Annotated in this window: 16 protein-coding genes; 9 read left to right on the forward strand and 7 right to left on the reverse strand. The window is 64.9% G+C overall.

Going from position 1 to position 19086, the window contains the following annotated elements; all coding sequences use genetic code 11:
- Positions 1–12: 12 nt before the first annotated feature.
- The gene (locus tag ACL9RJ_RS09270; RefSeq protein ID WP_177108685.1) at positions 13–1257 is read left to right on the forward strand and encodes an HlyC/CorC family transporter; all 1245 of its coding nucleotides are present in this window, start codon (positions 13–15) and stop codon (positions 1255–1257) included.
- 386 nt (positions 1258–1643) lie between these two features.
- The gene (locus tag ACL9RJ_RS09275; protein WP_422765159.1) at positions 1644–2960 is read left to right on the forward strand and encodes an MFS transporter; all 1317 of its coding nucleotides are present in this window, start codon (positions 1644–1646) and stop codon (positions 2958–2960) included.
- Positions 2961–3121: 161 nt separating this feature from the next.
- Here the strand turns inward: ACL9RJ_RS09275 and purT are convergent, their stop codons facing one another.
- The 5 genes from purT to ACL9RJ_RS09300 all read right to left on the reverse strand — a co-directional run bounded on the left by purT (position 3122) and on the right by ACL9RJ_RS09300 (position 6323).
- Complete coding sequence (gene purT, locus ACL9RJ_RS09280) at positions 3122–4303, reverse strand: formate-dependent phosphoribosylglycinamide formyltransferase (protein WP_177108684.1); 1182 nt, start codon at positions 4301–4303, stop codon at positions 3122–3124.
- A gap of 100 nt (positions 4304–4403) precedes the next feature.
- The gene (locus ACL9RJ_RS09285; RefSeq protein WP_177108683.1) at positions 4404–4871 is read right to left on the reverse strand and encodes a VUT family protein; all 468 of its coding nucleotides are present in this window, start codon (positions 4869–4871) and stop codon (positions 4404–4406) included.
- A gap of 75 nt (positions 4872–4946) precedes the next feature.
- Entirely contained in the window at positions 4947–5156 is a 210-nt protein-coding gene (locus ACL9RJ_RS09290) for a DUF1289 domain-containing protein (protein WP_017124065.1), read from the reverse strand.
- Entirely contained in the window at positions 5153–5677 is a 525-nt protein-coding gene (locus ACL9RJ_RS09295; RefSeq protein WP_017124066.1) for a gamma carbonic anhydrase family protein, read from the reverse strand. Before ACL9RJ_RS09295 ends, ACL9RJ_RS09290 begins: the two co-directional genes overlap by 4 nt.
- Before the next feature lie 46 nt (positions 5678–5723).
- Positions 5724–6323 carry a CoA pyrophosphatase gene (locus ACL9RJ_RS09300; protein WP_177085642.1) on the reverse strand — a complete coding sequence of 200 codons (600 nt, stop codon included), beginning with the start codon at positions 6321–6323 and terminating at the stop codon, positions 5724–5726.
- A 146-nt stretch (positions 6324–6469) separates the two neighbouring features.
- On the opposite strand from ACL9RJ_RS09300, the gene ACL9RJ_RS09305 reads away from it, so the two are divergent.
- The 7 genes from ACL9RJ_RS09305 (at position 6470) to nagE (ending at position 14840) form a co-directional block, all read left to right on the forward strand.
- Entirely contained in the window at positions 6470–7027 is a 558-nt protein-coding gene (locus tag ACL9RJ_RS09305; protein ID WP_017124068.1) for an NUDIX hydrolase, read from the forward strand.
- Between the two features lie 35 nt (positions 7028–7062).
- On the forward strand, positions 7063–7566 hold the full coding sequence (locus ACL9RJ_RS09310) for a L,D-transpeptidase family protein (protein WP_017124069.1): 504 nt from the start codon (positions 7063–7065) through the stop codon (positions 7564–7566).
- Between the two features lie 180 nt (positions 7567–7746).
- Positions 7747–8478 carry a GntR family transcriptional regulator gene (locus tag ACL9RJ_RS09315; RefSeq protein WP_177108682.1) on the forward strand — a complete coding sequence of 244 codons (732 nt, stop codon included), beginning with the start codon at positions 7747–7749 and terminating at the stop codon, positions 8476–8478.
- Between the two features lie 19 nt (positions 8479–8497).
- On the forward strand, positions 8498–9604 hold the full coding sequence (gene nagA / locus ACL9RJ_RS09320) for an N-acetylglucosamine-6-phosphate deacetylase (protein WP_177108681.1): 1107 nt from the start codon (positions 8498–8500) through the stop codon (positions 9602–9604).
- A complete protein-coding gene (locus tag ACL9RJ_RS09325) occupies positions 9585–10607 on the forward strand; it encodes an SIS domain-containing protein (RefSeq protein ID WP_103032641.1) in 1023 nt (340 codons plus the stop codon). The genes nagA and ACL9RJ_RS09325 overlap by 20 nt, the downstream gene beginning before the upstream one ends.
- A gap of 13 nt (positions 10608–10620) precedes the next feature.
- Positions 10621–13137 (forward strand): phosphoenolpyruvate--protein phosphotransferase, encoded by a 2517-nt coding sequence (gene ptsP / locus ACL9RJ_RS09330; RefSeq protein WP_422765160.1) that lies wholly within the window; start codon positions 10621–10623, stop codon positions 13135–13137.
- Between the two features lie 23 nt (positions 13138–13160).
- Positions 13161–14840: an N-acetylglucosamine-specific PTS transporter subunit IIBC gene (gene nagE / locus ACL9RJ_RS09335; protein ID WP_422765161.1), complete on the forward strand. Its 1680-nt coding sequence runs from the start codon at positions 13161–13163 to the stop codon at positions 14838–14840.
- A 15-nt stretch (positions 14841–14855) separates the two neighbouring features.
- On the opposite strand, the gene ACL9RJ_RS09340 is transcribed toward nagE, so the two are convergent.
- On the reverse strand, positions 14856–15167 hold the full coding sequence (locus tag ACL9RJ_RS09340) for a YqfO family protein (RefSeq protein ID WP_177085635.1): 312 nt from the start codon (positions 15165–15167) through the stop codon (positions 14856–14858).
- A 6-nt stretch (positions 15168–15173) separates the two neighbouring features.
- Positions 15174–19070 (reverse strand): phosphoribosylformylglycinamidine synthase, encoded by a 3897-nt coding sequence (gene purL / locus ACL9RJ_RS09345; RefSeq protein ID WP_422765162.1) that lies wholly within the window; start codon positions 19068–19070, stop codon positions 15174–15176.
- Positions 19071–19086 lie beyond the last annotated feature (16 nt).

The raw sequence follows: 19086 nt of genomic DNA on the forward strand, positions 1-19086 counted from the left end.
CGGGCCGAGATCATGGACAACCTGCCCGCCGGGCCGATGCTCGCTGTATTGGCCCTGCTGATCCTCTGGTCGGCGCTGTTCACCGCCATCGAAGTCGCCCAGCAGTTGCTCACGGCACAGCGCCCGGCCTCGCGCTCGGGTGACAAACCCGCCGCACGCCTGAGCTTCCCGCGGGACAGCCTGATCTTCTGCAACACCCTGTGCCGCATCGTCGCGGTGATCATCGCCACCCTGCTCTCGCTGCTGCTCTGGGGTGAACACGGGCCCTGGCTGGCCTGCCTGGGCAGCACCATCGCCCTGCTGGTATTCGCCGACTACCTGCCGCGGCTGCTCGCCGCCCGCTATCCCGAAGCCATCCTGGCGATCGGCAACGCCCTGCTCGGCGTCCCGCTGAAGATCCTCTACCCCGCGGCCTGGCTGCTCGACGGTGCCGCCCGTCTGTTGCTGCGGCCCTTTATCAGCAAGGCCGGCACGGTCAAGCAGAGCGATGAAGACCAACCCCCGCTCGATCCGGAAGACGAACCGGAACATCCGGCACGCCACCCGTCGCTGTCCAGCATCCAGGCACTGCACAACATCACGGTCAACGACATCCTGGTGCCCCGCAGCGAAGTGGACGGGATCAATCTCGACGACTCCATCGAGGACATCATCGCGCAGTTGCTGAAGAACCGACGCACCCGCCTGCCGGTGTTCCACAGCGACATCAACCAGGTCGAGGCGGTGCTCAATACCCGCCAGATCCTTCACCTGCTGTTCGATGCCAGCCTGACCAAGGCCTCCCTGCTCGAAGCCTGTCGCGAGCCGTACTTCGTGCCGGAAAGCACGCCGCTGCAACTGCAACTGCTGAATTTCCACAAGCAGCAACGCCGCCAGGGCATGGTGGTGGACGAATACGGAGAAGTGCTGGGCATCGTCACCCTGGAAGACATCCTTGAAGAAATCGTCGGCGAATTCGAGAGCGAGCACAGCCTCAACAACCCGCATATCCATCCGCAAGCCGATGGCCGCCTGGTGATCGAAGGCGCCGCCTCGATCCGCGAACTGAACAAGAGCCTGGGCTGGCACCTGCCCAGCGATGGTCCGAAGACCCTCAACGGCCTGGTCACCGAAGCCCTGGAAACCATTCCGGACAGCGCGGTCTGCCTGAAGATCGGCCGTTATCGCCTGGAGATCCTCGAAACCGAGGACAACCGCGTCAGCAAGGTCCTGGTCTGGCACACCAGCACTCTCCCAACGACAAGGCCATCCGCGTAATTCAAAATCACTGCGCAACCCTGTAGGAGCCTGGCTTGCCAGCGATGGCGCCCGCAAGGTCAATGCAGGACTTACCGGCCTCATCGCCAGCAAGCCGGCTCCCACAGTATGGCGTTTCAACCTGAAGCCTTGCCGGTTTCAGGTCATCTCCACACATCGCATGATCGTCGCTCTTGTTCGATCCAGCGGCGCATTCCTATAATCGGGTGGGCTTATCCAGCCCCGCCGGAATGCCCGCCTACCCGCGCCCAGCCTTTTCCGGCCAGCACTGCCTTGTCATCACCCGCCGCCGCCGACACTCACAACCGGTCGCACGGGAATAAGCCCTTATCCCTGGGTGTTCATACTAATAACGCGTACGCGCAAGACTTTCAGGGAAGCCCGTAATGACCTCCAGCACCACCTTTGACGACGCCACGCCGAACAAGCCGCTGAACTCCACCTCGCGGGTGGCGACCGCCAGTTTTATCGGCACGGCCATCGAGTTCTACGATTTCTATGTGTATGCCACCGCCGCCGCCCTGGTCATTGGTCCGGTGTTTTTCCCGCAGACCGACGGCACCGCGCAGATGCTCTCGGCCTTCCTGACCTTCGGCATCGCCTTCCTGGCCCGCCCGCTGGGCTCAATCCTGTTCGGCCACTTCGGTGATCGCATCGGGCGCAAATCGACCCTGGTCGCCTCGCTGCTGCTGATGGGCATCTGCACCACGCTGATCGGCGTACTGCCCGGCTACGCCACCATCGGTGCCTGGGCGCCGATCCTGTTGTGCCTGCTGCGCTTCGGCCAGGGCCTGGGACTGGGTGGGGAATGGGGCGGAGCCGCGCTGCTGGCGACCGAAAACGCCCCCGAAGGCAAGCGCGCCTGGTTCGGCATGTTTCCGCAACTGGGCCCCTCGATCGGTTTTCTCGCCGCCAACGGCCTGTTCCTGATCCTGGCCATGACCCTCAGCGATGAGCAGTTCCGTTCCTGGGGCTGGCGTATTCCGTTCCTGCTCAGTGCCGCGCTGGTGATAGTCGGCCTGTACGTTCGCCTCAAACTGGAGGAAAGCCCGGTCTTCGCCAATGCCGTGGCGCGCCAGGAGCGGGTGAAGATGCCGCTGGTCGAGCTGTTCAGCCGCTACTGGGTGCCGGTGCTGCTGGGCTCCGTGGCGATGGTGGTGTGCTACGCGCTGTTCTATATCTCGGCGGTGTTTTCCCTGAGCTACGGCGTCGCCAACCTCGGCTATAGCCGCGAGACCTTCCTCGGACTGCTGTGTTTTGCCGTGCTGTTCATGGCCGCGGCCACGCCACTGGCGGCCTGGGCCAGCGACCGCTTCGGCCGCAAGCCGGTACTGATTCTCGGCGGGGTGCTGGCACTGCTGTCCGGTTTTACCATGGAGCCGCTGCTGGGCCATGGTTCGACCACAGGCGTCGCCCTGTTCCTGTGCCTCGAACTGTTCCTGATGGGGATCACCTTCGCCCCGATGGGGGCCTTGCTGCCGGAGCTGTTTCCTACCCACGTGCGTTACACCGGCGCATCGGCGGCCTATAACCTGGGCGGCATCGTCGGGGCCTCGGCGGCACCGTTCTTTGCCCAGAAACTGGTGACGATGGGCGGCCTGAGCTGGGTCGGGGGGTATGTATCGGGGGCGGCGGCGCTGAGCCTGATTGCGATCTTCTGCCTGAAGGAAACGCGCTACAGCGATTTGAACAAGGTGACCTGAAGATCGCGCCAAGCACGATCATTGTAGGAGCCGGCTTGCCGGCGATGGCATCCTTGAGATCAACGCTGCACTCTGGGGCCTCATCGTCAGCAAGCCGGCTCCTACGGTTCAGCGGCGAACGCGGGTGCGCGCAAGGCACACATCCGCGCTCTTGAGCGGGGTTACAGCTCGACCACGACCGCCTGGGCCGCACGGGTCGCCTTGGCCCGCGCCGCTTCGATCGATTCGTCACGCGCCAGGGCCACGCCCATGCGGCGCTGACCGTTGACTTCCGGCTTGCCGAACAGGCGCAAAGCGGTGTCCGGCTCGCTCAACGCCGCGCCGAGGTTGGCGAAGGCGGTCTGGGTCGACTGCCCTTCCACCAGGATCACCGCCGAGGCCGACGGGCCGAACTGGCGGATCAGCGGGATCGGCAAGCCGAGAATCGCACGGGCATGCAGCGCGAACTGCGACAGGTCCTGGGAAATCATGGTCACCATGCCGGTGTCATGGGGACGCGGCGACACTTCGCTGAACCACACTTGATCACCCTTGATGAACAACTCGACGCCAAACATGCCGCGCCCACCCAGGGCTTCGGTCACGGCCTTGGCGACCCGCTCCGACTCGGCCAGGGCCACCGGGCTCATGGCCTGTGGCTGCCAGGATTCCTGGTAGTCACCCTTCTCCTGACGGTGGCCGACCGGGGCGCAGAACGTGGTACCGCCGACATGACGCACGGTAAGCAGGGTGATTTCATAGTCGAAATCGATGAAGCCCTCGACAATCACCCGGCCCTTACCGGCACGGCCGCCTTCCTGGGCGTAATCCCAGGCCTTCTGTACGTCGTCGACACTGCGCAGCAGGCTCTGGCCCTTGCCCGACGAACTCATCACCGGCTTGACTACGCAAGGGAAGCCCAGGTCCTCGACGGCCTTGCTGTAGGCCTCGAAGGTGTCGGCGAAGTGGTACGGCGAGGTCGGCAGCTTCAGCTCTTCGGCGGCCAGGCGACGGATGCCTTCACGGTTCATGGTCAGCTGCGCGGCGCGCGCGGTCGGCACCACGGTGAAGCCTTCGGCCTCCAGCTCCACCAGGGTGGCGGTGGCGATGGCTTCGATTTCCGGAACGATGAAGTGCGGCTTCTCGGCTTCGATCACCGCCCGCAGGGCCGCGCCGTCGAGCATGTTGATCACGTGGCTGCGATGGGCCACCTGCATGGCCGGCGCATTGGCGTAGCGGTCGACCGCGATCACTTCGACGCCCAGGCGTTGCAGTTCGATCACGACTTCCTTGCCCAGCTCACCACAGCCACAGAGCAATACGCGAGTCGCGGTCGGCGACAGTGGAGTTCCGATACGGGTCATTTCAGGTCCTCAAGGAAGCAGATCATCGAAGGCGCCCGATCAGCGGGCCCCTGCTGGGAATAAGAAGGCGGGCATTTTACATGAACTGGGACAAATCGTTTCAGGCCGGATGAGCGGCTTTACGCAGGCGCCAGGCCATGACCAGCCAGACCACGGTGACACCGGCGAACTTGGAGCCCAGCGCCGTCAGGACCACAGGGGGGGTCAGCGCGCCGATCAGGCCGAAGAAGATAAAGGTGTCCAGCGGGATGCTGAGCGCCGAACTTATCCACAGGCGGTCGTGCAGCGGGCGCCGGGTGATACTGAAGACCAGCCAGTCGATGCATTCGGAGATGGCAAAGGCCGTGGCGCTGGCCAGGGCAATGGTCGGGTCGGAGGTCACATACGACAGCACCAGCGCCGCCAGCATGGCAACGATGGCTCCGTGGCCGAAACGGGTCTGGACCATATCGCGCAGGATAAACACCAGCCCACCCCAGGCCGACCAGATGATGTCCAGGTGCGGTGCGCTGGAGAACGCGAAGTTGATCAGCACGACGCTGGCGATATAAGCGATAAGAAAGAGCATGGGGCGCGGACTACCTGTCGATGTAGCCCTACAGATTACCGCAAAGCGCCAGGAGGGTCACAGCCAGGACCCGAATCAGCCCTTCGTCCCCAGCATCCACAGCAGCCCGCTGGACTTGGCCCGCTCATGGCAACGCCCGAGCACTTCGCGACGCTCGGCGTTATCCATCCGGCTCCAGCGGGTGATTTCCTCGACCGTGCGCTGGCAACCGGTGCAGATATCCTGCTCGTCCAGCGCGCAGATACTCACGCAGGGCGAGGCCACCGGACGCTCCGGCGTGGTCATTCCAGGTCTTCCTGCAGGTCGCGGGCGTAACGCCGGGAATTGTGTACATAGTGGGCGGCACTGGCCTCGAGCATTTTCTTCTGCGGCTCGGTCAGCTCACGCACCACCTTGCCCGGCGAGCCCATCACCAGCGAACCATCGGGAATTTCCTTGCCTTCGCCGATCAGCGAATTGGCGCCGATGATGCAGTTCCTGCCGATCTTCGCGCCATTGAGAATCACCGCGTTGATGCCGATCAGGCTGTAGTCGCCGACGGTACAGCCGTGCAGCATGGCGTTATGGCCGATGGTCACGCCGGTACCGATGGTCAGCGGATAGCCCATGTCGGTGTGCATGACCGTACCGTCCTGGACGTTGCTGTCGCGCCCGATCAGGATCAGCTCGTTGTCACCGCGCAACACGGCGTTGAACCAGACGTTGGCGCCCTCTTCCAGCTTGACCTTGCCCACCAGTACGGCATTGGGTGCCACCCAGCTCTGTGGATGGGCTTCGACGCGAAAGTCGCCCAGGCGGTATTTCATACGGTAGTCCTCACGGCTCGGGGCAGAACGCCATACCGACGATGGCTCAAATATTGATAAACCGCTCGGGCGGCTTGTGCAGGCTGATCTTGGCGTCATACAGCAGATTGATCAACTCGACGATCATGATCGCCGTGAGCCCCCAGATCTTGTATTCACCATAGCGATAACTGGGCACATACCAGCTGCGGCCCTGATAATCGATGCGATGAGTGTGTTCACGCGGGTCCTGGCGGAAGAATTCCAGCGGCACGTTGAACACCGCAGCGATCTCGGCATCGTTGGCCTGGTATTCGACAAAGTCCGGGACCACGCCGACATAGGGCGTTACCTTGATCCCATGCAGGGAGATCAACGGGCTGAGCGGACCGATGATCTCCACCAGCCCGGGCGCCAGGCCGATCTCTTCCTGCGCCTCGCGCAGGGCGGTGAAGACCAGGTCGGGGTCTTCGGGATCGCGGCGGCCACCGGGAAACGCGACCTCGCCACCATGGGTCGAAAGACCGCTGGCCCGCAGGGTCAGCACCAGCTCCGGCTCGTCACTGCGCGTGATCGGCACCAGTACCGCAGCCTCGGGAAAACGTCGATCCGTTTCCAGGGGGCGTGGGGTATGGTTGCTGACACGTCGAAGTAGCTCATCCAGCATGGCTGATCTCGATTTCTGACTTACCCTGCATCATGCACCAAACCGACAGGTCGCCCAACCCCTCAACCGATGCATGTCGCGAAAGCACAACTTGCCGACAGGTGACCGACCACGCGAAGATAGGCGCGCCACCCAGAGAATCCAGCATGAAGTTCTGCAGCCAATGCGGTAAACCGGTCAGTCAACGCATTCCCGAGGGCGACACGCGCCTGCGCTTTGTCTGCGATCACTGCCAGACCATTCATTACCAGAATCCCAATATCGTCGCCGGCTGCCTGCCGGTCTGGGGCAGCCAGGTGCTGCTCTGCCGCCGCGCCATCGAACCGCGCCTGGGGTTCTGGACCTTGCCGGCCGGCTTCATGGAAAACGGCGAGACCGTCGAGGACGCCGCCCGCCGGGAAACCTTCGAAGAGGCTTATGCCCGCGTGCGCAACCTGAGCATCTACACGCTGATCGATGTACCGCATATCAATCAGGTCCATGTGTTCTACCGCGCCGAGCTGGCCGACCTGGACTTCCGCGCCGGCACCGAGAGCCTGGAGGTACGGCTGTTCGAAGAACACGAGATCCCCTGGTCCGAGCTGGCTTTCAGGACGGTCGGACGTACCTTAGAATGCTTCTTCGCCGACCGCCTCACACAACAGTTCCCGGTGCGCAGCGAAGCCGTGCCGCCGATGATGCCGAAAGCGGCCGACCCCAAATAATCCGCTACGCCACTTTATTCAGGGATACCGTTTCAATGCGTTGGTTGCTTGCCGTTTTCTGCCTGTCGTTTGCCGCGCTGTCCCAGGCTTCCGCCGCCGACCCACTGCAAGGTCGAATGATTGAAAAGGTCCTGGTCCTCAAGTCCGCCCACCAGTTGCAACTGATCAGCGACGGCAAGCCCCTGAAGACCTACCGCATCTCCCTGGGCAGGAACCCCAAGGGGCAGAAACTGATAGAAGGCGATCGTCGTACGCCGGAAGGTTTCTACTGGATCGACTGGCGCAAGACCAGCGACAAATTCAACCTGTCCATGCACATTTCCTACCCGAATATCAGCGATGCCGCACGCGCCCGTCGCGAAGGCGTCAATCCCGGCAGCATGATCATGATCCACGGCACGCCGGACTCCGAGGACTACCCGGAGCAGTGGCTGCATACCCTGGACTGGACCGACGGCTGCGTCGGCATGCGCAACGTCGACATGCGTGAAGTGTGGAACCTGGTCAAGGACGGCACCCTGGTGGAAATCCGCCCCTGAAGCGCCTTTCACCCAACCACCCTGATACCACTGCAACCCCGAATGCCCGGCATGCACCCCATGCCGGGCTTTTTATTGCGCTCGAAGAATACCAGCGGCATTGACATGGTATTCAAGTGGTATTAGCTTGATGCCACTACCCGAGCGAAAAACCTCTAATAACCGCATCGGAAATCCTACATGAACAAGATACTCGCACTGCGTCCCGACGAGTCCCAGCCTACGCCGTTGTACCTGCAACTGGCGCGCAACCTGGAAGCCGCCATCCATGCCGGCCAATGGAAAGCCGAACAGGCATTGCCCTCGGAACGCAACCTGAGCGAACTGCTGAGTATCTCCCGGGTGACGGCCCGCAAAGCCCTGGAAGTCCTCTTCGAACAGGGTCTGATCCGCCGCAGCCAGGGCTCCGGGACCTTTATCACCCCGCGCCTGGAACAGCCGTTGTCACGTCTGTCGAGCTTCAGCGAGATGCTTCGCTCCAAGGGCTTCGTACCCGGCTCGCAATGGCTGGAACGCCATATCGCCCTGCCCAGCCACGAAGAACTGATCCGCCTGGCCCTGTCCCCCAGCGACAAGGTGGCGCGCCTCAAGCGCCTGCGCAAGGCCGACGACACGGTGATGGCGATCGAGATGAGCACCCTGCCCGCCGCGCTGTTGCCCGAGCCGGAGCAGGTCGGCGATTCGCTCTATGAATACCTGGACGGTATCGGTCGGCCGGTGGTCCGCGCCCTGCAACATATCCGCGCGATCAATGCCTCGCCGGACTTCGCCGCCCTGGTGGGTATCGAGCCCGGTACCGCGATGCTGTTGATGACCCGTGTCGGCTACCTCGAAGACAACACCCCCATCGAACTGACCGACACCTATTGCCGCAACGACTACTACGACTTCGTCGCAGAGCTGCGACGTTAGCTTCCCCAGAGAACCTGCCATGTCCGAAGACAACATCCTTACCCCGCAAGGCTGGATCCGCGGCCGCCTGGTACACCAGGCGGGCAAGGTACAACGTATCGAAGGCACGCCCTGCGATCCGGCCGACAACGACCTGCCCTACCTGCTGCCCGGTTTCATCGACCTGCATGTCCACGGTGGCGGCGGCAAGGACATCATGGAGGGTGGCGCCGCCTTCGAAACCATCGCCCGCACCCACCTGCGCTTCGGCACCACCTCATTGCTGGCCACGACCATGACCGCGCCGCCCGAGGAGATCGGCGAAATCCTCGGCCAGCTCGGCCATTACTGCGAACAGCGCCCGACGGGCACCGCCCGCGTCCTCGGCGTGCACCTCGAAGGCCCGTTCATCAATCCCGGCAAACTCGGCGCCCAGCCGAACTTCGCCCATACGGCGATCGCCGCCGAAATCGATGAATACCTGCGCCGCGCGCCGATCCGGGTGATTACCATCGCCCCGGAAATCGCCGGCCACGCGCAGTTGATCCGCGCCCTCAGCAGCCGCGGCATCCGCATGCAGATCGGCCACACCCTGGGCAGCTACGAGGAAGGCGTCGCCGCCCTCGAGGCCGGGGCCACCAGCTTCACCCACCTGTACAACGCCATGAGCCCGTTGCACCACCGCGAGCCGGGTATCGTCGGTGCCGCCCTGGCCCATGCCCGCTATGCCGAACTGATCCCCGACCTGCTGCACGTGCATCCGGGCGCGATGCGCGTGGCCCTGCGCTCGATCCCCTGCCTCTATTGCGTGACCGACTCGACCGCCGCCGCCGGCATGCCGGACGGCGAGTACAAGCTGGGCAGCCACACCGTGACCAAGTGCCTGGGCGGCGTACGCCTGGCCGACGGCACCCTGGCCGGCAGCACCCTGACCATGGACCAGGCCCTGCGCAACCTGGTGAAGATCGGCCTGCCCATCGCCGAAGCCTCGCAACGCCTGTCGCAGTTCCCCGCCGACTACCTCGGCCTGGAAGAGCGCGGACGCCTGGCGCCCGGAGCCTGGGCCGACTGCGTGCGCCTGGATCGTTCGTTGACACTGACCTCGGTAATGGTCGAAGGAGAAGCCGTTGACTTCCAGAATGCTTGAAGAGGCACTGTCCTCCCACGAGGCGGTCAGCCGCCAGTTGCAGCAACTCGACGATGGCCTGAAGGCCATCGCCGCCCGCCTGCGCCGCCAGCCGCCCCATGTGGCGATGACCGTCGCCCGGGGCAGCTCCGACCATGCCGCCAGTTACTTCGCCTACCTGACCATGCAGCAGACCGGCGTACCGGTGGCCTCGCTGCCGATGTCGGTGGTCACCCTGCGGCATTCGCCATTGCGCGTCAGCGGCCAGGCGGTGTTCGCCTTTTCCCAGTCCGGACAAAGCCCGGACCTGGTCGACAGCCTGCACCTGCTGCGCGAACGCGGAGCCCTCAGCGTGGCCATGGTCAACGCCCCCGACTCGCCCCTGGAGGCCGCCTGCGAATACACCGTGCCGCTGCTGGCCGGGGCCGAGCAAAGCGTCGCCGCCACCAAGAGTTTCATCGCCACCCTCAGCGCCAGCGCCCGGCTGCTCGGTCATTGGCAACAGGATCGCGCCCTGCTCGACGCCGGCCAGGCCCTGCCCGCCGGCCTGCAACAGGCCGCGGCCCAGGACTGGAGCGCGGCCATCGACGTGCTGCGCGGTAGCGAGCGGCTGATGGTGATCGGTCGCGGCGCCGGCTTCGCCATTGCCCAGGAGGCCGCGCTGAAGTTCAAGGAAACCTCGGCGATCCAGGCCGAAGCCTTCAGCAGCGCCGAGGTCCGCCACGGCCCGATGGCCCTGATCGACGCCGGCTACCCCCTGCTGGTCTTCGCCCCACGGGGCGCGGAACAGGCCGGACTGCTCAAGCTCGCCGCCGACATGCGCCAGCGCGGCGCCCGCGTGCTGCTCGCCGCGCCACCCGATATCGCCGAGCGCGATCTGGACCTGACCTGCGCCGGGCATCCGGCCCTCGATCCGATCCTGGCGATCCAGAGTTTCTATGTGATGGCCGCCCGACTGGCCGTGGCCCGCGGCATGGACCCCGACCAACCGCGTCACCTGAGCAAAGTCACCCGTACCCACTGACGAGTACAGCGCCATGCATAACAACAATGAGATCACCCTCGGCGCACCGCTCAGCGGTCCCGTGCTCCCACTCACCCGCATCGACGACGCGGTCTTCGCCAGCGGCGCCATGGGCGAAGGCATCGCCATCGACCCGCTCAACGACACCCTGCATGCACCCTGTGCCGGGGTGATCCTGCATGTCGCGCGAACGCTGCACGCACTGACCCTGCGCGCCGACAACGGCGCCGAACTGTTGCTGCACCTGGGCCTGGATACCGTCGAACTGCAGGGCGAAGGCTTTGCCCTGCTGGTCGCGGAAGGTGCCCGGGTCAGTGCCGGCCAGGCCCTGCTGCGCTTCGACCTCGACCGGGTCGCCCGCCAGTGCAAAAGCCTGGTGACGCCGCTGGTGCTGACCAACGGCGAACACTACGAACTGAGGGCGCTGCCCGTCGATTCGGTAACGGTCGGCGAGCCGTTGCTGCGGGTCCTGCCACGCCAGAGCGGACGCCAGGCGGCGACGCTTGCCGGGACGACGAGCGAAGAAGTCCGTGGCAGTGCCCGGGTCGCCCACCTTGGCGGCCTCCATGCGCGCCCGGCGGCCTTGCTGCGCCAGGCCGCGCAGGGTTTCAACTGCGAGGCGCGCCTCCACCTGGGAGAGCGCTCCGCCTCCCTCGACAGCCTGATCGGCATCATGGGCCTGGGCGTCACCGAACAGGCCCGGGTGGAAATCAGTTGCCGTGGCACCGACCGCGAAGCCGCCTTGCAGGCGCTGCTGCAGGTCTTGCAAACCCCGTTGGCCGCCGACCCACATCATGCGCCCCCGGCCCGTCCGGCCCCATCCGCCCAACCGGCCGAGGCCGGCGTGCTGCACGGCGTCTGCGCCGCTCCCGGACTGGTCAGCGGCCCCATCGCACGCCTGCAAGCCATCCAGTTGCCGCCCGACAGCGGTGGGCATATCGCCGACGCACAGCTGCAGGCCCTGGATATCGCGCTGGAAAAGGTCCGCGCCGAGATCTACGACACCCTGCAACAGGCCAACGGACGCCAGGATCACGCAGAGCAGGCGATCTTCAACGCCCACCTGGCCCTGCTCGAAGACCCGGCCCTGCTCGATGCCGCCAGCCAGGCCATCGAACAGGGCCACGCGGCGACCCATGCCTGGAGCCAGGCCATCGAAACGCAGTGCCAGGTCCTGTTGAACCTGGACAACCCGCTGCTCGCCGAACGCACCAACGACTTGCACGACCTGCGCCAACGGGTATTGCGCGCCCTTCTCGGCGAGACCTGGCACTACGAACTGGCCGAAGGCTCGATTGTCGTCGCCCAGGAACTGACCCCTTCCGACCTGCTGCTGATCAGCCAGCAGAAGGTCGCCGGGCTGTGCATGGCCGCCGGCGGCGCCACCTCCCACGTGGCGATCCTCGCCCGGGGCAAGGGCCTGCCCTGCCTGGTCGCCCTCGGTCCGCGACTGCTGGAGATCGCTCCCGACCAGCAGGTGGTGCTCGATGCCGATCACGGGCGCCTCGAACTGAACCCCGACAGTACCCGCCTCGAAGGCGTCGCCCTGGCCCACTGGCAACATCAACTGCGACGCCAGCGCCAGCGCGAACACAGCCATTCGGCGGCCCGGACCCGTGACGGCCTGTCCATCGAGGTGGCGGCCAATGTCGCCTCCGCCCATGAGGCCGGCGAAGCCCATCAAGGCGGGGCCGATGGCGTCGGCCTGCTGCGCACCGAGTTTCTTTTCGTCGACCGCCAGACCGCACCCGACGAACAGGAACAGCGCCACGCCTACCAGGGCGTGCTCGATGCCATGGGCGACAAGCCGGTGATCATCCGTACCATCGATGTCGGTGGCGACAAGCAGCTCGACTACCTGCCGCTGCCCCAGGAAGCCAATCCCGTGCTCGGCCTGCGCGGCATCCGCCTGGCCCAGGCCAGGCCGGAGCTGCTCGACCAGCAACTGCGCGCGCTGCTGCAAGTCAGCCCGTCGCAACGCTGCCGGATCCTGCTGCCGATGATCAGCGAGGTCGATGAACTGCTGCAGATCCGCCAGCGCCTCGACGCCCTGGCCGCCGAACTGGGGATCGTCGAACGTCCCGAGCTGGGGGTGATGATCGAGGTCCCTTCCGCCGCCCTGCTGGCCGAACAGCTGGCGGAGCACGCCGACTTCCTCTCCATCGGCACCAACGATCTGTCGCAATACACCCTGGCCATGGACCGCGACCACGCGGGCCTGGCCGCCCGGGTCGACGCCCTACACCCGGCGGTGCTGCGCCTGATCGCCCAGACCTGCGCCGGCGCGGCCCGTCATCAACGCTGGGTCGGCGTCTGTGGTGCGCTGGCCTCGGACCCGCTGGCCACGCCGGTACTGATCGGCCTGGGCGTCACCGAACTGTCCGTGAGCCCGCCACAGATCGGCGAGATCAAGGAACGGGTACGCCAGCTCAATGCCGCCGGATGTCGCCGGATCAGCCAGTCGCTGCTCCAGCTCGGCAGTGCCGCCAGCGTCCGTGAAACCTGCCGCCGCCACTGGCCGCTGGGCTGATAACAACAATAAGGAGACACGCCATGTACCAGTTGTTTATCGAGGGCCTGCAACGCCTCGGCCGTGCACTGATGCTCCCCATCGCCATCCTGCCGATCGCCGGCCTGCTGCTGCGCCTGGGTGATACCGACCTGCTGAACATCGCGATCATCCACGATGCCGGCAACACCATCTTCGCCAACTTGGCGCTGATCTTCGCCATCGGCATCGCCGTGGGTTTTGCCCGCGACAACAATGGCACCGCCGGGCTGGCGGGCGCCATCGGCTACCTGGTGATGATCTCCACGCTCAAGGTGCTCGACGCCAGCATCAACATGGGCATGCTCGCGGGGATCATCAGCGGCCTGCTCGGCGGTGCGCTGTATAACCGCTTCAAGGACATCAAGCTGCCGGAGTACCTGGCCTTCTTCGGCGGGCGGCGCTTCGTGCCGATCGTCACCGGCTTTTCCGCGGTCGGCCTGGGGGTGATCTTCGGCCTGGTCTGGCCGCCGATCCAGAACGGCATCAACAGCCTTGGCCTGCTGATGGTCGAAAGCGGCAGCATCGGCGCGTTCATTTTCGGCGTCTTCAACCGCCTGCTGATCGTCACCGGCCTGCACCATATCCTCAACAACATGATGTGGTTCGTCTTCGGCAGCTTCACCGATCCGGACACCGGTCGCATGGTCACCGGCGACCTGGCGCGCTATTTCGCCGGCGACCCGAAGGCCGGGCAATTCATGACCGGCATGTTCCCGGTGATGGTCTTCGGCCTGCCCGCCGCCTGCCTGGCGATGTACCGCAATGCCTTGCCCGAGCGCCGCAAGCTGATGGGCGGGATCTTCTTGTCGATGGCCCTGACCTCGTTCCTGACCGGCGTCACCGAGCCCATCGAATTCGCCTTCATGTTCCTCGCGCCAATGCTCTATGTGGTGCATGCGCTGCTGACCGGGCTGTCGATGGCCATCACCAACCTGCTGAATATCCACCTGGGCTTTACCTTCTCCGGTGGTGCCATCGACATGGCCCTGGGCTGGGGCAAGTCCACCAACGGCTGGCTGGTGCTGCCGGTGGGACTGGCCTATGCGCTGGTCTACTATTTCGTGTTCGATTTCTGCATCCGCCGCTTCGACCTGAAAACGCCGGGACGCGAACCTGTCGCCAGCACCGCGACGACCCGCGTGCTCAGCGAAAACCAGCGGGGAACCGCCTATATCCAGGCCCTGGGCGGGGCCGCCAACCTGGTGACGGTCGGGGCCTGCACCACCCGTCTGCGGGTGGAACTGCGGGACCGCGACAAGGCCGTGGATGCCGATCTCAAGGCACTCGGCGCCATGGCCGTGGTGCGTCCCGGCCATGGTGGCAGCCTGCAGGTGGTGGTCGGGCCGCTGGCGGACGGTATCGCCGACGAGATTCGCCTGGCGCTGCCGACCACGGGCTCAAGCACAGTCGCACCGGGCGGGCCGGAGCCTGTCGACTCGACCGAGATCAGCGGGGAACAGTTGCAGCAATGGCTTGCCGCGCTCGGCGGAAAAGCCAATGTACGGGCACTGGAGTGCGTCGCCCAGACGCGGCTGCGGGTGCAACTCGAAGATGTCCGGCAATTGTCGGAAACGGCACTCAAGGCACTGGGCTGCCAGGGCATCAGTCCGCTGGAAGACGGGGTCTGGCATTTGCTGGTGGGAGATCGTGCCCAGGCTCTCGGTAACGCCCTGGGACGATAAGGGACGGGGGTCGAATCAGCAATCGGCGAGACGCCAGACCTCATAGGCCGGCGTCTCGTAGGGATGGCTTTGCTTGAGGGCCGCGACCACGGTTGCGATCAGGGCATCCTCCACGACCAGCTCGACTTTCCATTCCGCCACCTGCTCGACCACGCCGGTTTGCCCGAGAAACGGCTGGCTGCCGTCCAACGGGCGAAACTGGCCCTGGCCCAGCACCTGCCAGGCGCAGTGGTCATAGGCGCCGATCCGACCGCCACCGGCGGCGAATACAGCGCTCTTGACCTGCTCCACATGGCTCGGCGGCACGAAAAAGCTGAGCTTGTACATCGCCGCTTAGTTAACCCAGACGCGCGCGTTACGGAACATGCGCATCCATGGCGCGTCTTCGTTCCAGTCTTCCGAGCGCCAGGAGTTCTGCACGGCACGGAACACCCGCTCCGGGTGCGGCATCATGATCATGACGCGACCGTCACGGCTGGTCAGCCCGGTGATCCCGCGCGGCGAACCGTTCGGGTTGGCCGGGTAGGTTTCGGTGACCTTGCCATGGTTGTCGACAAAGCGCATGGCCACGCAACCCGACAGGTCGGCTTGCAGCAAGGCTTCTTCGCTTTCGAACTCGGCATAACCCTCGCCGTGGGCGATGGCGATCGGCATGCGCGAACCGGCCATGCCCTGCAGGAAGATCGAGTTCGACTCCTGGATCTGCACCATCGCCACCCGCGCCTCGAACTGCTCGGAGCGGTTGCGCACGAAGTGCGGCCAGAATTCGCTGCCCGGAATCAGCTCGTGCAGGTTGGACATCATCTGGCAACCGTTGCACACGCCGAGGGTGAAGCTGTCGTTGCGCTCGAAGAAGCCCTGGAAGGCATCACGGGCACGGGCGTTGAACAGGGCCGACTTGGCCCAGCCTTCACCGGCACCGAGGACGTCACCGTAGGAGAAGCCGCCGCAGGCGACCAGACCCTTGAACTCGTTCAGGTCGACACGACCGGCGAGGATATCGCTCATGTGCACGTCGATGGCATTGAAGCCGGCACGGTCGAACGCCGCCGCCATTTCCACCTGGCCGTTGACGCCCTGCTCGCGCAGGACCGCGACCTGGGGACGAATGCCTTTCTTGATGTACGGCGCGGCGATGTCCTGGTTCACATCGAAGCTGGTCTTGTAGCTCAGGCCAGGGTTGCCTTCGTCCAGCAGGACGTCGAATTCCTGGTCGGCACAGTTGGCGTTGTCGCGCAGGCGCTGGATCCGGTAGCTGGTTTCCGCCCACTGGCGTTGCAGCAGGCGACGCTCGCCGGTGAACACGGTGTCGCCGTTGAAGGTGATGCTGACTTCGCCGTTGTTCAGCGGCTGGCCGATCACCGACACGCAGTCACCCAGGCCCGCGGCGCTGAACTGCGCCAGCACGTCCGGAGTGGAGTCCTGGCGCACCTGGATCACCGCGCCCAACTCTTCGTTGAACAGGATCGCGGCGATATCGGCGGCGGTTTCCGCCACGCCGTCGAGGTTCAGGCTCAGGCCGCAGTGGCCGGCGAAGGCCATCTCCACGGTGCTGACCAGCAGGCCACCATCGGAGCGGTCGTGGTAGGCCAGCAGGTGACCGTCGGCGTTGAGGCCCTGGATCACCGCGAAGAAGGCCTTGAGGTCTTCCGCGTCATCGACGTCCGGCGCATGCTTGCCGAGCTTGCCGTGCACCTGGGCGAGGATCGATGCGCCCATGCGGTTCTGGCCACGCCCCAGGTCGATCAGGATCAGGTCGGTGACGCCCTTGTCCATGCGCAGTTCAGGGGTCAGGGTCTTGCGGATATCGGTCACCGGCGCGAAGCCGGTCACGATCAGCGACAACGGCGAGGTCACGCTCTTGTCGACGCCCTCGTCTTTCCAGCGGGTGGCCATGGACATCGAGTCCTTGCCCACCGGAATGGTGATGCCCAGTTCCGGGCACAGCTCCATCCCGACCGCTTTCACGGTGTCGTACAGGCGGGCATCTTCACCCGGATGACCGGCGGCCGACATCCAGTTGGCCGACAGCTTGATATCGGAGATCTTGCCGATGCGCGAGGCCGACAGGTTGGTCAGGGTCTCGCCGATCGCCATGCGCCCGGAGGCCGGGGCGTTCAGCAGGGCCAGCGGCGTACGCTCGCCCATGGCCATGGCTTCACCCGTGTAGACGTCGAAGCTGGTGGCGGTGACGGCGACGTCAGCCACCGGCACCTGCCACGGGCCGACCATCTGGTCGCGGGCAACCAGGCCGGTGATGGTGCGGTCGCCGATGGTGATCAGGAAGCTCTTGCTCGCCACGGCCGGGTGGTGCAGGACGCGCTCGATGCAGTCGGCAATCGCCAGGCTGCCCGGATCGAAATCGTCGCCCAGCTCGGTTTCGCGAACAGCCGAACGGTGCATGCGCGGAGCCTTGCCCAGCAACACTTCGAGCGGCATGTCCACCGGGCTGTTGCCGAAGTGGCTATCGGTGACCGTCAGTTGCGGTTTGGCAGTGGCTTCACCGACCACCGCGAACGGGCAACGCTCGCGTTCGCAGATCGCCTTGAAGCGCTCGAAGTCCGCCGCATCGACCGCCAGGACGTAGCGTTCCTGGGATTCGTTGCTCCAGATTTCGTGCGGGGCCATGCCCGGCTCGTCGTTGGGAATATTGCGCAGTTCGAAACGGCCACCGCGGTCGCCGTCGTTGACCAGTTCCGGGAAGGCGTTGGACAGGCCGCCCGCGCCGACGTCATGGATAAAGCTGATCGGGTTCTTGTCGCCCAGCTGCCAGCAGCGGTCGATCACTTCCTGGCAGCGGCGTTCCATTTCCGGGTTTTCGCGCTGTACCGAAGCGAAGTCCAGGTCCGCCGAGCTGGTGCCGGTGGCCATCGAGGATGCCGCACCGCCGCCGAGGCCGATGAGCATCGCCGGGCCGCCAAGCACGATCAGCTTGGAACCGACGGTGATTTCGCCCTTCTGCACGTGTTCGGCACGGATGTTACCCATGCCGCCGGCCAGCATGATCGGCTTGTGGTAGCCGCGCACTTCATCGCCACGCGGAGTGGTGATGGACTGTTCGAAGGTACGGAAGTAGCCGGTCAGGGCCGGACGACCGAATTCGTTGTTGAACGCGGCGCCGCCCAGCGGGCCTTCGATCATGATGTCCAGCGCGGTGACGATGCGCTCGGGCTTGCCGTAGGGCACTTCCCAGGGTTGCTCGAAGCCAGGGATCTGCAGGTTGGACACGGTGAAACCGGTGAGGCCGGCCTTCGGCTTGGCGCCGCGCCCGGTTGCACCTTCGTCGCGGATCTCGCCACCGGAACCGGTCGAGGCGCCCGGGAACGGGGCGATCGCGGTCGGGTGGTTATGGGTCTCGACTTTCATCAGGATGTGCACCGGCTCCTGCACCGCGCCGTACTGGCGGGTCTCGGGATCCGGGAAGAAGCGACCGGCGACATTGCCGACGATCACCGAGGCGTTGTCCTTGTAGGCCGACAGGACACCTTCGCTGTGCATCACGTAGGTGTTCTTGATCATGCCGAACAGGCTCTTTTCCTGGCTCTCGCCGTCGATATCCCAACTGGCGTTGAAGATCTTGTGACGGCAATGCTCGGAGTTGGCCTGGGCGAACATCATCAGTTCGATGTCATGCGGGTTGCGCTTGAGACCGATGAAGGCATTCACCAGGTAATCGATTTCGTCTTCGGCCAGGGCCAGGCCCAGCTCGACGTTGGCTTTTTCCAGCGCGGCGCGACCGCCCCCGAGGACATCCACGGCCGTCAGCGGCTTCGGCTCGGCATGGCTGAACAGGCCGGCGGCCTGTTCCAGGTTGGCCAGCACGATCTGGGTCATGCGGTCATGCAGGCTGGCGCTGATCAGCTCGGCCTCGGCGTCGCTGAACTGGCCGGCCACGTAGAACGCGATACCGCGCTCCAGACGCTGGATTTTCCCCAGGCCGCAGTTGCGAGCGATGTCGCTGGCCTTGCTCGACCAGGGCGAAATGGTGCCGAAACGCGGCAACACCAGGAACAGACGACCGGTAGGCTCCTGAACCGGCACGCTCGGGCCGTATTTCAGAAGACGGGCCAGCACTTGCTGTTCATCGCCGGTCAGAACGCCGGTGACTTCGGCGAAATGGGCGAACTCAGCATACAAGCCACTGACAGCCGGAACTTTCTGGCTCAGTTGCTCGAGTAGTTTGCTGTGGCGAAAGGCGGAAAGGGCAGGAGCACCGCGCAGGATCAACATCTTCGGGACAGCCTCG

Origin of the sequence: Pseudomonas sp. Mn2068 (assembly GCF_049319725.1) — a bacterium.
Taxonomy (GTDB): Bacteria; Pseudomonadota; Gammaproteobacteria; order Pseudomonadales; family Pseudomonadaceae; genus Aquipseudomonas; species Aquipseudomonas gingeri.